A 15,249-nucleotide genomic window follows, 5' to 3' on the forward strand; every position below is an offset into this window, starting at 1 on the left:
AGCAGTTCACGGACGCACGAAGGGCGCCCTTCCCGGTTCGGGGAGGGCGCCCGTTCTTCTTGCGTCCCGCGGCGCTCGCAGACCTTCTGCCGGGTCAGCCGGCCTGGCGCATCCGGTTGCCGTCGTCGGCGGTGGCGGGCAGCGCCGGCAGCTCGTCGTCGGCGTAGGCCCGGTGACCGACATGCCAGCCCACGGCCCACATCAGGGCGCCGGGGGTGGGGTTCTCGCGCAGCAGCTTGAGGGCCGAGGCGATCGGGTTGGGCTGCGACGTCGTCTCGCGCTCCTGCGTCGCCTTGATCACCGCGAGCGAGGTGGTGACGGCGGTGACGCTGGCGATCGGCTTGTTGCCGTAGCGCCGCTCGAGCAGGGCGGCGGCATGGCCGTAGTTCCAGCCCTGCCGCCACATCTTGCTGAACGAGGACCGCAGCCGGACATGCACCACGGCGTCGTGGGCGAAGATCAGGGGAGTGCCCGCGAGCTGCACCCGCCAGCACAGGTCGGTGTCTTCCAGGGTGCCGACGGCCTGGTCGAAGCCGCCGACGGACAGGAAGATGTCGCGGCGGATGCCCATGTTGCCGGCACCGGCGTGCGGCAGGCCCGGACCGAACGGGGACTCCTGGAGACCGGTGCTCTGCTGGAGCGGGCGGGAGCGCAGAACCCGGTCGGAGTTGAGCTTGCGCGACTCGAAGCTGCCGGCCACGAACGGGTTGCGCTCGAGCGCGGCCATCATGGTGGTCAGCCAGTCTGGGGCGACCTCGTCGTCGGCGTCGCAGAAGGCCAGGAAGTCGGCGGTGGACACGGTGGCGGCGACGTTGCGGGCGTGACCGGCGCCGGGCTTGTCCGACGAGTCCACGATCTGGAGACCGGGGAGCCGGTCGGAGTAGCGCAGGGCCACCAGGCGGGTGTGGTCGGTGGACCCGTTGTCGCTGATCAGTACGTCCCAGGTGTCGGAGTACCGCTGCTGGGCCAGGGCTTCCAATTGGATGCCGAGAGTGTCGGCGGCGTTACGGCAGGCGATCACCACGCTCACAGACGGCATTTCAGACCAAGCCTCTCCGTAGGCAACACGTTCGCAACTTACTCTTAAAGGTTTCCTCGTACACCCTAAGCTCACCTGAGAGCGAGCTGAGAGATGTGCTGTCTTAGTTAATGCCCTTGAACTGTGGTTCACGTGGCAATCGGGTGTGTGTCATCCGTTTGGCTGACCTGAGATGAGCTTAGGGCAGGGTTGACCTCGTTTTTGGCTACGGATAGCGCCAATCAGGTGCACGGAGAGGAAACGGACGTACCTGACGGGACGTGAAGGTAGGCTGAGACGCCGGAAGCTCCCTGTGATGACTCCGGCTGCGCTCCCGCTCAGGGAGGCAGTGCCGATCGAACCGCTCGTAGACGTGCTGGTCGATCGTCCTCGACGGTGCCGTCCTGGTCCGTCGACCGCGATCCGAAAGGTGTGCGTGAATGCCCGGCCGCACCGGCGCCCTCGAGCCAGCCCCAAGCCGATCAGCTCGCCGCCCGCTCGGTCGGCAGGTGGGTGCCCTGTGCCCGTAACCGGCAGACACGTTCACATGGACCCGGCCGACACCGAGCCGGAGACCGGCTCGGGCCCCTCCAACAAGAGCCGCATCATCTGGACCTTCGCCGACCAGGCGCTCTCCAGTCTGGCCAACTTCGCGCTGTCCATCGTGGTGGCGCGTGAGGTGTCGAAGAACGACTTCGCCTCGTTCAGCCTGATGCTGGTCACCTTCACCTTCCTGATCGGCCTGGGCAAGGCGATGGTCGGCGACCCCTACGTGGTCCGGTTCACCGACGCCGACCGGCACACCCGGCGCCGTGCCTCCCGGCAGGCCACCGGCGCGGCCATCAGCTTCGGTGTGCTCAGCGGCGTGATCTGCGTGATCGCCTCGTTCTTCCTCGACGACCGCAGCGCCGCCGGCATCCTCGGCCTGGGCATCGCGATGCCCGGCCTGATGCTCCAGGAGACCTGGCGCAGCGCCTTCTTCGCCGAGGGCCGCCCGCGCACCGCCACCATCAACGACGGCGTGCGCACCCTGATCCAGTTCGCCCTGCTCGGTGTGCTGCTGACCTCCGACGAGCCGTCGGTGCTGCTGATCACCCTGGCCTGGGGCGCCGGCGGCCTGGTGGCCGCGCTCATCGGCATCATGCAGACCCGGGTGGTGCCCGACCCGTTCGAGGCGCTGGCCTGGTACCGCGAGACCCGCGACATCAACGTGAAGATGGGCCTGGACTTCTCGTTCAACCAGGGCGCCACCACGCTGGCGTCCTACGTGATCGCCGGCATCGTCGGCACGGTGGCGATCGGTGCCATCCGGGCCTCGCAGACCCTGCTCGGCCCGCTGAACCTGCTGTTCTCCGGCATCTCGTCGTTCGGGCTGCCGCTGCTGTCGCGCACCGCACTGTCGGGCAAGTCGCTGGTCAAGCACGCGATCATGCTGAGCGTCGCGATCGGTGGCATGGCCAGCGTCTGGGTGCTGATCCTGCTGGTCGTGCCCACCTCGATCGGCAAGCAGTTCCTGGGCGACACCTGGGACAGCGCCCGCCAGGTGATGCTGCCGATGGGCATCGTCACGCTCACGGTGGGCTTCGTGCTCGGCGCCAGCCTCGGCCTCAAGGCCCTGCGCCGCGCCGACCAGATGCTGCGGGTCACCTTCGTGCAGGCCCCGCTGATGCTGGGCCTCGGGGCCGGCATGGGCGCGGTCTGGGGCGGTCAGGGTGCGGCCTGGGGCTTCGCCATCGCCCAGGTCACCGGTTTCGTGGCCTGCTGGACGATTTTCGTGCGGGCTGACCGGATGCCGCGTGACTGGACCAGCGAGGAGGAGGACGACGGCGCCCCCCGCACCCCGCAGCCCCGACGCGACGACGAGTTCGAGCGCCACGACGGCCGGCCCTTCTGGGACCAGGACGAGCAGGACCGCTGGGCCCGCGAGGAGCCCGAGCAGATCTACGGTGGGCAGCAGGCCGAGGAGCGCACCTGGGCCCGTGAGGACCACCGTCCGGACGGGTTCGCCCCGCGCCCCGGAGAGCAGGTCTGGCCCAGCCAGGGCGGTTACGACCCCCAGGAACCCACGGTCGCGGTGCGGCAGGGCACTCCGTCGGAGTGGCCGGCCCCCGGCGGCTACGGCCCGCAGGAGCCGACGGTGGCCGTGCGGCAGGACCGCGATCCACAGGCGCCGGACGCGCAACCGAAGTTCCGGGCGCCCTGGGAGAACACGTCCGAGCAGGACTACCGCCAGGCCGTCCAGGGGCGGCCGGGCGAGCCGGATGCCCAGAATCTCGGGGACGCCCGTGGGCGCCAGGGCGCTCAGGGGTTTGAGGACGCTCGTGGTCGCCAAGGGGGTCAGGGTTTCGGGGACGCTCGTGGTCACCAGGGCGCTCGGGGCTTCGAGGATGCCTGGGGGTACCGCGAGAACGGTTACGAGGAAAACGGTTACGACGAAAACGGTTACGACGAAAACGGTTACGGCGATGCCGGTTACCGCGACGCGGGTTCTACCGGCGGCGGGCAGTACGCGGCCGGTCAGCAGCCGGTAGGCGGTCAGCAGTACTCGGTCAGTCGTCCGTATCCGAGCGGGCCGCACTCGGGTGGTCAGCCGTACCCGGGGGGTCGGCCGGGCTCGGGCGGTCAGCCCTATCCCGATGACCAGCAGTACCCGGACGCCCGGCGGCGCAGCCGTCAGCAGGCCCCCGGTCAGCAGGCGCAGCACGGCCAGCAGACCCCCGGCGGCGGATACCCGGGCTTCGAGAACCTCACCGGTGAGAACGGTTACGGGGACGACCAGTACGAGCAGTACGAGCAGGGGCGGCAGGGGCCGGGCCGGCGACGTCCGCAGGCACAGCCGCCGCAGGCCGACCCCTGGCCGTTCCCGGACTCCCAGGACCACCAGGGCCGCTGAGCCGTACAAGGCACAGCACAGCACACGCCAGACGCCAGCCCGGAACGGGGCCGATCACCGCGGTGATCGGCCCCGTTCCGCGTCCGGCCGGGCGGATGGCTGGGCGGATGACCGGTGAACTGCCCGGCGCCGCTGGCGGAACCGCCACGGTGGGCGGGGAGCCCGGGCAAAACCATGAGGGACGGTGCACGACCCGCAAGCCGTGCGCCGTCCCTCATTGGCCTGAAATGCCCTACACCGCAGCCTGATCTCGGTCGCGTCGCATGACCGCGGCCAGGGCGTCCGAGACCCCCACCGTGACCGGTGGCCCCCAGACACTGGTCAGCAGCCAGGCCAGCGCGACCGTGTGTGGTTGTAGGAGGCTGCCGGACAGGAAGAAGATCATGATCAGCATGGCCGTGGGCAGCACCGGGATGGGGGGGCCGCGGTACACCGACACCATCAGGAAGGCGACGAACACGACCATGGCCACCAGGCCGTACTCGAAGGCCAGCTTCGGCGCGATGGTGTAGACCACCGCGTCACCACCCGACCGGAACGAGGTGAGCAGCCGGTCGGCGGAACCCGGGCCGGCCCCGACGAACAACCGGGTGACCTCCTTGCCCAGGCCGTCCGCCACCTCGGTGTACGGCTGGACGAACCGGATGTAGCCGGAGGAACCCTGCTGCGACGTCTCGTCTCTTCGGTCCAGCAGGATGGTTGCCGCCGGCGTCGCGAACACGATGGCCAGGCCGACCGCCCCCGCCAGCACATAGGCCGGGCGGATCCGGTTCGGGGCCACGATGACCATCAGGCCGATCGAGATGACCAGCAGGATGATGCCGGTGCCGGACAGCGTGGAGGCCATGCCCAGGCCGAGCAGGGCGGGCTGCCAGGCGGGGGCGCGGATCAGCAGGGCGATGACCAGCGCCAGGGCCAGGTACTGGCAGAGGAACGAGGGCTCCAGGAACACGAAGGCGTTGGCCTTGGTGGTGGGGTCGTTCCAGGCCAGCTGGTAGGACACGTTGTAGTCCTGGACCAGGAAGTTCTCCGGCAGCCACTTGAGCAGGTAGTCCTCGTAGACCCAGACCCCGGCGTACTGCGAGCCCAGCTGGAACACGCCGATGGTGGCGGCGACCAGCATGATCTGCGTGTAGAACCGGGCCACCGGCACGAACAGCTCACGGAACTGCGTGCTGATGCAGAAGATCCACGGGATGTAGATGATCAGCAGCAGCAGGACCGAGTTGACCGAGATCGATGTGTTGTCGGTGAATCCGGCCAGATAGGTCGCCAGCAGGATCAGTGCCGCCGAGGCGATGAACAGCTCGCTGCGCACCCGGTTGTAGCGCACGCCGCCGCGCAGGCGGGCGAGCACCACGAAGGCGTACGTGGCCACCAGCGGCAGCGAGATCGGGAAACCGCCGAGTGGCAACGCGATCCGCTGGCCGACGACGCAGACCAGCACGGTGATCTTGATCAACCGCAGCATGTAGCGACGGTCGGCCTCGCTGAGCTTCTTGACCGGCATCGCGTCGACCAGGCGCAGCCGCTCGGAGCGTTCGTCGAAGGCGGCGAGCGCGTCGAGCGTGGGCTGCGGGCTGGTCTTCGGGCGGCGCCAGCGCTGGCGAACCTTGCGGATCAGGCCGCTGCCCGTCTCGGGGCTGCGCCTGGGCGGGTACGACATGCCTCCGGACTGCGGAGGCATGCCGGAACCGGGGGGCTGGCTCACGCGCGGGTCACCGTCCGGCCGGCCACGCTGGCCCGCCCGCTGGTCACGCCGAGGATGTAGTTCCAGTGCTCCTGTGCCCGGCCCTTGTTGCCCTTGGCCAGGGCTGCCAGCACCCGGGTGGCGTAGCCCAGCGCCAGGGCCAGCCGGATGCCCCGGGCGTGCTCCAGCGTGTTGTGCTGGGCCACGTAACGGGCCATCGAGGCGCCCCGCAGACGCAGCATCTCCTTCGACGGCGCGCCCGAGTTACCGGCCCCGTGCTGCACCAGCACGTCGGTGCGCAGCACCTGGGTGAAGTTGTGCTCGCGCACCGCCCGGCCGAAGGCCACGTCCTCGTTGTAGACGTAGAACTGCTCGTCGAAGCCGCCGAGCGCGACGAAAGTGCTGACCCGTACGGCCATGCAGGCGCCCGTGGTCCAGTCCACCTTGATCGGCAGGTAGGGCCGCGGCTTGGCGAACAGACCGGCCTGGGGGGCGAGCTTGTGGAGGCCGATCGCGTGAATCACCGCGCGGCGCACCGAGGGCTCCCAGCCGCCGGCCCCGATCTCCACCGAACCGTCGTTGCCCACCGTGGTGGCGGCCGACGACGCGACGTTCGGCTCGGCGGCCAACTGCGAGGTCAGCGCGTCGAACGCGGTGAGTGTGGGCCGGGTGTCCGGGTTGACGAAAATCACATACTCGTAGGACGAGGTGCGCGCGCCCAGATTCGCCGCCATGGCGAAGCCCTGGCCCGCACCCTCCAGGTAGCGGGCGTTGGGACGGTGCTGGATCATCTCCCGTAGGCCATCGGCACCACGGGCGTTGTCCACGATGGCCAGCGGGATGTCACCCGGCAGCCCGGCGAGCAAGCCTTCGATCTGCGACCTGCTGTTGTAGCTGACGATGATCAGCTCGTAAGCGGGTACGGCGCCGTCCTGGGCGCTTGACTCCACGTCATTCCTCCTGTGAAACGGCTTACTGCCTGATCAGAAATGAGCACGACGTAACAGCCTGATGGCCGAGTGTCGCCGCGAAGCGTCCAATCGTCGCAATCATCGGTGCGATATAGCCCAAGGCTGCGCAACTCTGCCGCCCAGGCTAGGCGTTCGTGACAGACTGTCGCACGAATACCGGGTGGCTCAATGTGGAGGAACCCACCCGGGAGCGGGGTAGTTGACCCATTCGGCCGCACGGCGGGGGTGCAGCGAGCCGGTTCAAAGATTTTCGCGACCAGGAGGAGTACGCGTGCAGGACATCTTGGCGGCGCGCCAGGCTGACGGCAGCTCAGCCGCTGAAGAGGCGCCCAGCCTGGTGAACGCCATCGTGCGGGAGCGCTGGGTGGTCCTGGCGTGCGTCGTGGTCGCGGCTCTCCTCGGCATCGGGCTCAGCACCTTGCAGTCGGCGAAATACACGGCCGAGAGCACGGTCTTCTTCTCGGCGGAGGGGCCGTTCCAGCCCCTGGCCGACCAGCCCACCACCGACGCGGCTCGCTACATCGCGAACCAGTCGGCCCTGATGACCAGTAACGAGGTCCTCAACAAGACCATCGAGACGCTCGGTCTCGACAGCACCACCACTGAACTGCGCAACGAGATCGAGGTCGCGACCACCGAGGACTCCTCGGTGATGACGGTCACCGCCAACGCCTCCACCGCCGACGGCGCGAAGCAGCTCGCCGACGGCGTGGTGACGGCCTACCGCGCCGTGCGCGCCGCGCAGATCTCGACCCAGGTCGAGAACATCAAGGCCGACAGCAAGTCCGCCGCCACGATCACCGAGGTCACCTCGGCGGCCGCGGTCTACGGCGACGGTGTCGACAACGTCCAGGTCGCCGAGACCCCGGAATCGGCCTCCTCGCCGCAGCCGGTGCGCAACGCGCTGATCATGGCCCTCATCGGTCTGATCGCCGGAACCGGTTACGCCCTGTACACGCAGTCGTTCTCGCGCCGTAAGGTCGGGCCGGCCGAGGCCAGTGCGATCTTCGGGGCCCCCGTGCTCACCGAGATCCCCGACCGTGGCCGCATCTCGGGTGAGGACGCGATCGCCGCGGCCTACTCCGAACCGGGCGACGCGTACCGGATGGCGGCCGTTGGTCTGGACTACATCCGCGGCACCGCGCCCGGCGTCTTCCTGATCACCGCCCCGCACGACGGCGCCGGCTCCAGCCTGACCGCCCTGAACCTGGCCGCGGCCGCGGCCGACCACGGTCGCCGGGTGTTCCTGCTCAACGTCGAAGACACCGTGCGTCCCACCGCCGACGGCGACCAGGGTGTGCTCCGGGTTCCGCTGCACGACCTGGCCCAGGGCCGGATCGACCTGGGCCACGCGGTCGAGCGCAAGGCCGCCTCGCGCGCCCAGTTCGGCATCATCCGGCTCCAGGTGCTCCAGCCGGTCCAGGGGCACCCGGTGCCCGACGTGCAGGCCATCCTCGACCAGCTGCCCGACGACACCGACCTGGTGCTGATCGACGCCCCGCCGCTGCCGGCCTCCTCGGCGTCGTTCGTGCTCGCCGGTCAGGTCGACGCCGCGGTCGTGGTGATCGACGAGGCCACCACCCCGGTCGACCTCGAAGAACTCCAGCGTCGTTGCCGTCTGGCCGGCATCCCGGTCGCGGGGCTGCTGATGAACCACATCCGCCGTCCCAACATGGCCAACAGCCGCCGCAAGCAGCGCGCCCAGTACAACTCGGTGCCCGGCCGGCAGTACGACACCTCCCCGCGCGGTCTGCCGATCCTGAACGCCGGTGGTGGCGGCCAGGACTCCGGCGGCTTCCCGGCCATCGGTGGCGACAACCGTGGCTACGGCGGCGGCAACCAGGGCTACGACCAGGGCGGTTCCTACGGGGGTCACCAGGACGACGCCGACCTGCCGTGGAACGACGTCACCCGGGTCGAGCAGCAGGGCGGGCGCAACCGCCGCCGCTGACACCCGCATCGCGACAACGGTCACCGAGAGCCCGCTCCCGGTGACCGTTCTCGTTTGCCCCCGCACCGGCCGAGGATCTTTCTGAGGCACAACTGAGTAGCGGTTGACCTGCTCCGACGGGGCGGTCAGTCTGACTCGCGGCGACACATCGGAACTCTCACCACGGATGGTCTGAACACGGCATGCTCGGTCTCACCGGATCATCGGGACGCCGCGCCCCCTGGCGCCTGCTGGGCGTCGTCTCGGGTGTTCTCGCTGTCCTCATGGTTCTGGTCGCCGCCGTCGGGTACTGGCTCTACCAGCGGGATCCGGTGGGTGACGCGGCGCTGTCCGGCCCGGTGCCGGAGCGTTCGGCGCAGACTCTGAAGAACGGTGTGTTCGTGGGCACCTCGGCCGACGACGCGGACGCCTTCGCCCGGTGGTTCGGGGCGGACGTCGACCTGGTGGTCGACTTCTCCACCCGCGACACCTGGGAGGAGATCGCGAATCCCGGCTACATGCTGGAGGAATGGCACGGCTCCGGATATCGGCCGGTGTACTCGATCGCGTTGCTCCCGACGGGTGATTCCTCGGCGACCGTCCAGCACGGTGCCGCGGGCGAGTACGACGCGTACTACCGCCGGCTGGCCGAGAACCTGGTCGCCGCCGGCCAGCCTGCCGCGATCCTTCGGCTGGGCTGGGAGTTCAACCTGGAGACGTCACGCTGGGCCACGCCCGACGAAGACGCGTTCATCGCCTACTGGCAGCGGATCGTGACCACGATGCGCTCGGTGGAGGGGCAGAACTTCCGGTTCGACTGGAATCCCAACAACGGCAAGAACAAGTACGACGCGGTGGAGTACTACCCCGGCGACGACTACGTCGACTACATCGGGGTGGACGCCTACGACGTCTCGTACAGCTGGTTCACCTACCCGTACCCGGAAGACTGCGACGACGACTGCCGGGCCGGACGCCAGGAGCGGGCCTGGGAGCGCGCGATCCACGGCGGCAAGCGGGGCCTGGGGTTCTGGGCCGACTTCGCCCGGCACCGGGGCAAGCCGATGTCGCTGCCGGAATGGGGACTCTGGGACCGGCAGGACGGTCACGGGGGCGGGCTGAACACCTATTACCTCCAGCGGATGCACGATTTCATCGCGGACCCCGCCAACGGTGTGGCCTACCAGGCCTATTTCGAGTTCAACGGTGACGACGGGCCGCACAAGCTGATGACGACCTATCAGGAAGCAGGAGAAACTTTCCGTACTCTTTTCGCGGATTAAAAGATGCAGCCAGTCACGGACTGTGGAAATCTGTGGGACTGATGTGGGCGAAGCGGGCGCGCTGAGAAGCGATTACACTCTCTGCGCGTGACTCCCCTTTGCTCCTGCACGCCCGGCGAGCGTTTCAGCGAACCGTCCGGGTGCTTCGTGCGGAGTCGCGGTCCGGTGCCCGTCCATGCCTGAGTACCCCACCCGTCCGTCGCAGCCGGCACATCCCTACGGCCCCGGTCCGGACGACGACGATCCCCAGGATCGCCACGACCGTTCCGGGCAGGGTCCGGCACCGAACTCAGCACCGAACCCGGCACAGGGCCGTTGGAGTGGTGACGAGGTCGGTCATGAGCAGCCGCGGTCCCTGGGGGCGCGGGGCGAGCGGTATCCGGGGGCGCAGTACCGCGACGAGCGGCCCAGGGGTGAGGCACGCCTTGGCGAAGGACAGGGGAGCGAGGGACGTGCGAGCGGCCGGCATCCGGACGGGTGGTCCGGCGGGCACCAGCGCGAGGGGTACCAAGACGCCCGTCCCCGCGATGACCGGCACCCCGGCAACCGGAACGCCGGTGCGCAGAACGAGCGGTACCGCGACAACCGTTACCAGGACGAGGCTTTCCATAACGAGCAGCCTCGTAACGAGCATCCCCGCAACGACCGGCTCGGTGACGGCCGGCCCCACGAGGATCGACTTCGCGATGGCCGGACCCGTGACGGCCAGCCCCGCAATGTGCAGACCCGTGGTGCGCAGCCCCATGACAGCCAGCCCCGCGACAGCCAGCCCCGCGACGGGCGGGGCCGCGACGAGCGGCCCGGCCGGTCCTCCGAGCGGCGCAGCGCCTACTCCCTGCAAGATCGGCAGTCCCAGGACCAGTTCCCGGCCGGCCAGGTCGGCCGTCGGGCGCTGCGGGAGGCCGAGCCCGCCCGCCGTGAGGCCGATACGGCCCGGCAGATCGCCGAGGAGCGCCGGCAGCGGGCCGCCGAGGAGCATCCGGAAGACGGCCGGCGCGAGAACCGTGGCCAGGGCTGGACCGGCCGTTCCCGGGTCGGCAGCTCCCAGCAGCAACGGCAGCAGCAGCGTTCCGGCGAGCAGTCCCGCTCCCGGTACGCCGGCCGGCTCGGTCCGCTGACGGCCGCCACCAGCATCCTCAAGCGCATCGTTCCCGCCCGGCGGGGCGGTACCGGTGACGAGACCAACCCGAACGGCCTGCACCCCGACGGTGCGCCGGAGCTCAATTCGCGCTCACAGCGGTCGAGTTTCTTCGACATGGAGTCCGAGGAGCGCGCCCCCGGCAACGGGAACGGGGCGAGCTTCCCCAGCTTGGGCGGAAGCGGCCGCAGCACTCCGCCGCCGCCCACCCCGCGGTCGTTCCGGCAGACCAGGCGCTCCGGCCGCCGCCGGGTGCCGATCATCGCCGCCGTCGTGGCGGCGCTGATGGTGATCGGCGGTGTGGCCTACGCCCTCGGCAACGGCGACGACCAGAACTCCGGCACCACAGCCTCGGCCACCCCGACGAGCAGTGCGAGCGCCTCCGGTTCCGGCGACGCGACCACCACCACGGCACCGGCCACCACCGGCGCCGAGAAGAAGGTGAAACTCGGCGTCTTCCGCGGCACCTCGCCGTCCGAAGTGGGTCAGTTCAGTGACTGGCTGGGCCGCGACGTGGACTACGCGGTGGACTACTCGACCCGCACCAGCTGGGACGAGATCGCCAATCCCACCTACATGCTCGGCACCTGGCGCAACTCCGGCTACACGATGGTCTACGCCGTCGCCATGCTGCCCACCCGCGACAGCACCGCCAGTCTGGCGTCCGGTGCGAAGGGCAACTACGACCAGTACTACAAGACGCTGGCCCAGAACCTGGTCAACTACGGCCAGGGCGACTCGATCATCCGGCTGGGCTGGGAGTTCAACGTGGCGGGCTGGCCCTGGCACCCGGGGGCCGACGACCAGGACGACTTCATCGCCTACTGGCGGCACATCGTGAAGGCCATGCGGTCGGTCGACGGCGCCGAGAACCTGAAGTTCGACTGGAACGTGAACAACGGCGGCGACAGCTACGACTCGACGATCTTCTACCCGGGCAACAAGTACGTCGACTACATCGGGGTGGACGTGTACGACACCTCGTGGGAGGACGACACCTACCCGTACCCGTCCGGCTGTGACTCCAGCTGCCGTCTGGAGCGCCAGGAGAACGCCTGGGCCAACACCGTCGACGCCAAGTACGGCCTGGTGTTCTGGTCCGACTTCGCCGAGGCCCAGGGCAAGCCGATGTCGTTCCCGGAGTGGGGTCTGTGGGACCGGCCGGACGGGCAGGGCGGCGCCGACAACCCGTACTTCATCCAGCAGATGTACGAGTTCATCGACAACCCGCAGAACAACGTCGCCTACCAGGCCTACTTCGAGTTCGACGCCGAGGACCGCGGCAACCACATGCTCGAGGAACTGACCAAGGGCGGCGCCAAGTTCAAAAAGCTCTTCAGTAAATAAATTTGGGACGACGATGAGCTCGGACGGAGCTCATCGTCGTCCCAAATTTGTTGCCCCACAACGAAAAGGAGCCCCGGACCGTTCGGCCGGGGCTCCTCGTCGGTTCAGGTGATCAGGCGAACAGCCCGGCCTGCTCGATCCGCAGCGCGTCGATCAGCCGGCCCTCGGGCAGCGTCACGTCGGCGTAGGTGAGCACCTCGTCCTTGGCGATGTCGCGCGTGAGAACGCAGTTCTCGGTGACGCCCATCGGCAGCAGGTTCTCGTCCTTGGTGACAGAAGCCTTCTCGGCCACCGAGTAGGTGTCGTAACCGCCCAGCCCGTCGAGGGTCTGGCCGGCCTTCAGGTCGCGCTTGGCGACCGCGACGACCTCGACCGTGGGCGCGCCGATCGGCTGCATCACGGCGTCGTTGAACAGCACGGCCCGCGCCACCGACAGCGGAACCTCGAAGTGGCACAGGTGGTACGGCGTGTAGAAGCTGTACAGCGGGCCCTCGCCGAGCTTGTACAGGTTCAGGTAGTGCTTCTGCTTCGGGTCGTCGTGCGTGGCCAGCACGAAAACGCCCGGACCCGGCTGGCTTCCGACGACATAGTCGACGTAGCCGCCGGCCGCCTTGAGCTCCTCGACGTCGTACGCCTTGGTCAGCTCGTCGACGTGGGCGCGGTGGTCGGAGCCGCGCATGCCGCGCTTCTCCACCGTCATGCCGGTCGCGTTGGCGACGATCGCCTGCTCGAAGGAGACCTTCGTGCCGTCGGCGAAGGAGGTCACCATGTGCGGGTCCTGCCCCCACTGCTTGGCGAAACCCTCCTGCGTGGTGGGGTTGCGGTACTCGTCCTGCAAGCCCTTGATGTTTCCGCAGACCAGCGGCGTGAGGCCGATGCTCTTCACGAAGCGCACCAGGTTCATCTGCACGCCGGGCTGGTCGCCGTCGCAGCCGGTCACGATGACGCCCTTGGCGTCGGCCCGGGCCTTCAGGGCCGAGCCGACGGTGCCGTCGACCTCGGCGTTCAGCAGCACCACGTGCTTGCCGCCGTCGATGGCCGAGGTGACCACGTGCGCGCCGTACTCGACGTTGCCGGTGGCCTCGACGATCGCGTCGATGCCCTCGGCCAGGGTGACGGCCTCGTAGTTCGAGGTGATCACCGGGATGCCCGCGGCGACGGCCTTGGAGGTCGCCTCAGCGGTCTCGGTGACCTCCCACGAGGTCACGCCGGCCTCGGTGTACGCGCGCTCGGCGTTGGCCTGGGTGCGGTTCACGATGGCGGCGACGACCATGCCGGGAACCGAGTTCACGACCTGGTTCACGAAGCCGCGGCCCATGAAGCCGGCGCCGACCAGGGCGACCCGGACCGGGTTGCCCTCGGCCTCGCGCTTGGCCAGGGCGGTGTCGACGATGATCACTTGGCAGCATCCTCCAGCAGCGCCCAGGACGCGTCCTTGGTGCTGATCACGCTGACCGGCAGCGGCCAGGTCAGGCCCAGCGCCGGGTCGTCGTACCGCTGGCCGCGCTCGGCGTCCGGCGTGTACTTGCCGGTGACCTGGTACATCACCTCGGTGTCGTCGACCAGGGTCTGGAAGCCGTGGGCGAACATCGCCGGCACGTAGAGCGCCTTGCGGTTCTCCGCCGTCAGTTCGACCGACACGTGCTGGAGGTAGGTCGGCGAGTCGGGACGCATGTCCACGATCTGGTCGACGACCGCGCCACGCACGCAGCGGATCAGCTTGACCTCGGGCGCGTAGTCGAGCTGGTAGTGCATGCCACGCAGCGTGCCGGCCTTGTGGTTGTACGACATGTTGCACTGCTCGACGGCCGGGTTCAGGCCGGCGGCCTCGAACTCCGCGACGTCGAAGGTGCGGGCGAAGAAGCCGCGGTCGTCCTCGCGGCGCTCCAGCTCGACGATGGCGACGTCGGGGATGTGGGTCTTGGTGATGATCACTTGGCCGCCGCCTCCTTGGTCCAGAACAGGTCGGCGTCGAGCTGCTTGGTGCTGATCAGGTGCTCGAGCTGCTTCAGGCGGGTGTGGCCGCGGCCGGTGAAGGTGGCCTCGTCCATGTCGATCGCCTGGAAGACCTGGTGCAGCTGGGCGGCGCCCTTGGCGGCGTCCCAGTCGCAGGAGAAGCCGGGCAGCTGCGAGGAGATCTTGTCGAAGTTCACCTTGTAGCTGCGGTTGTCGCCACCGGCCGGGCCGAAAGTGACCTCGCAGCCGGGGAACTCGGCGCCGACGGTCTCGGCGATCGTGCGCACCTGGTAGTTCTGCTCGTTGCTGCCCACGTTGAACTTCTCGTTGTGGACGGCCTCACGCGGGGCCTCGAGGGCGCAGTAGATCGACTTGGCGATGTCGAGACCGTGCACCAGCGGACGCCACGGGGTGCCGTCCGAGTTCATCGCGATCTTCTTCGTGGTCCAGGCCAGGCCGGACAGGTTGTTCAGCACGATGTCGAAGCGCTGACGCGGTGACGCACCGAAGGCGGTGGCGTTACGCATGAAGGTGGGGGAGAAGTTGTCGCTCGCCAGGGCGCTCAGGTCGCGCTCGACCAGGGTCTTGCAGTCGGCGTACGCGGTCTGCGGGTTCACCGGCGAGTTCTCGTCCACGGTGCCCTCGGCCACGCCGTACACGCTGCACGAGCTCATGTAGACGAAGCGCTCGACGCCGGCCTGGATGGCCATCTCGGCGAGCTTGACCGAGCCCTTGTGGTTGACCGTGTAGGTCACCTCGGAGAGCAGCTCACCCAGGGGGTCGTTGGACAGCTCGGCCATGTGCACGATCGCGTCGACGCCCTCGAGGTCTTCGACGGTGATCTCGCGGATGTCCTTGGCCAGCGTCTTCGCGGTGAACGGAACGCCATTGTACAGCCAGCCCTGCCGGTAGTAGCCGGTGTCCACGCCGATCACCTCGTGACCGCGCTTCATCAGCTCGGGCGCCACCAGGCAGCCCAGGTACCCCTCGGTGCCTGTCACCAGGACCTTCATCGTCAATTGC

Annotated in this window: 10 protein-coding genes; 4 read left to right on the forward strand and 6 right to left on the reverse strand. The window is 68.8% G+C overall.

The features are described 5' to 3' along the window. Positions 1 to 94 precede the first annotated feature (94 nt). On the reverse strand, positions 95 to 1,039 hold the full coding sequence (locus KIH74_RS00770) for a glycosyltransferase family 2 protein (RefSeq protein WP_214153359.1): 945 nt from the start codon (positions 1,037 to 1,039) through the stop codon (positions 95 to 97). A 526-nt stretch (positions 1,040 to 1,565) separates the two neighbouring features. On the opposite strand from KIH74_RS00770, the gene KIH74_RS00775 reads away from it, so the two are divergent. Beyond that, positions 1,566 to 3,911, forward strand: coding sequence for a hypothetical protein (locus KIH74_RS00775; RefSeq protein ID WP_214153360.1), 2,346 nt, complete (start codon positions 1,566 to 1,568; stop codon positions 3,909 to 3,911). 232 nt (positions 3,912 to 4,143) lie between these two features. Here KIH74_RS00775 and KIH74_RS00780 read toward each other — a convergent pair whose 3' ends face one another. Then, the gene (locus KIH74_RS00780; protein WP_214153362.1) at positions 4,144 to 5,622 is read right to left on the reverse strand and encodes a hypothetical protein; all 1,479 of its coding nucleotides are present in this window, start codon (positions 5,620 to 5,622) and stop codon (positions 4,144 to 4,146) included. After that, complete coding sequence (locus tag KIH74_RS37395) at positions 5,619 to 6,551, reverse strand: glycosyltransferase family 2 protein (RefSeq protein WP_214153363.1); 933 nt, start codon at positions 6,549 to 6,551, stop codon at positions 5,619 to 5,621. The genes KIH74_RS00780 and KIH74_RS37395 overlap by 4 nt, the downstream gene beginning before the upstream one ends. A 292-nt stretch (positions 6,552 to 6,843) precedes the next feature. Between KIH74_RS37395 and KIH74_RS00790 the strand changes: the two genes are divergently transcribed. The 3 genes from KIH74_RS00790 to KIH74_RS00800 all read left to right on the forward strand — a co-directional run bounded on the left by KIH74_RS00790 (position 6,844) and on the right by KIH74_RS00800 (position 12,270). Then, the gene (locus tag KIH74_RS00790) at positions 6,844 to 8,523 is read left to right on the forward strand and encodes a Wzz/FepE/Etk N-terminal domain-containing protein (protein WP_214153365.1); all 1,680 of its coding nucleotides are present in this window, start codon (positions 6,844 to 6,846) and stop codon (positions 8,521 to 8,523) included. Between the two features lie 182 nt (positions 8,524 to 8,705). Next, positions 8,706 to 9,785 (forward strand): glycoside hydrolase family 26 protein, encoded by a 1,080-nt coding sequence (locus tag KIH74_RS00795; protein ID WP_214153367.1) that lies wholly within the window; start codon positions 8,706 to 8,708, stop codon positions 9,783 to 9,785. Positions 9,786 to 9,960: 175 nt separating this feature from the next. Further along, positions 9,961 to 12,270: a glycosyl hydrolase gene (locus tag KIH74_RS00800; protein WP_214153369.1), complete on the forward strand. Its 2,310-nt coding sequence runs from the start codon at positions 9,961 to 9,963 to the stop codon at positions 12,268 to 12,270. A gap of 112 nt (positions 12,271 to 12,382) precedes the next feature. Here the strand turns inward: KIH74_RS00800 and KIH74_RS00805 are convergent, their stop codons facing one another. From KIH74_RS00805 to KIH74_RS00815, 3 genes are read right to left on the reverse strand one after another with little or no spacing between them, the layout of a single operon-like run. Continuing rightward, on the reverse strand, positions 12,383 to 13,669 hold the full coding sequence (locus KIH74_RS00805) for an NAD(P)H-dependent oxidoreductase (RefSeq protein ID WP_214153370.1): 1,287 nt from the start codon (positions 13,667 to 13,669) through the stop codon (positions 12,383 to 12,385). Continuing rightward, positions 13,666 to 14,205: a dTDP-4-dehydrorhamnose 3,5-epimerase gene (gene rfbC, locus KIH74_RS00810; protein WP_214153372.1), complete on the reverse strand. Its 540-nt coding sequence runs from the start codon at positions 14,203 to 14,205 to the stop codon at positions 13,666 to 13,668. The genes KIH74_RS00805 and rfbC overlap by 4 nt, the downstream gene beginning before the upstream one ends. Next, the gene (locus tag KIH74_RS00815) at positions 14,202 to 15,239 is read right to left on the reverse strand and encodes an NAD-dependent epimerase/dehydratase family protein (protein WP_214153374.1); all 1,038 of its coding nucleotides are present in this window, start codon (positions 15,237 to 15,239) and stop codon (positions 14,202 to 14,204) included. The genes rfbC and KIH74_RS00815 overlap by 4 nt, the downstream gene beginning before the upstream one ends. Between the last annotated feature and the right edge of the window lie 10 nt (positions 15,240 to 15,249).

It is taken from the genome of Kineosporia corallincola, assembly GCF_018499875.1.
Classification (GTDB): domain Bacteria; phylum Actinomycetota; class Actinomycetes; order Actinomycetales; family Kineosporiaceae; genus Kineosporia; species Kineosporia corallincola.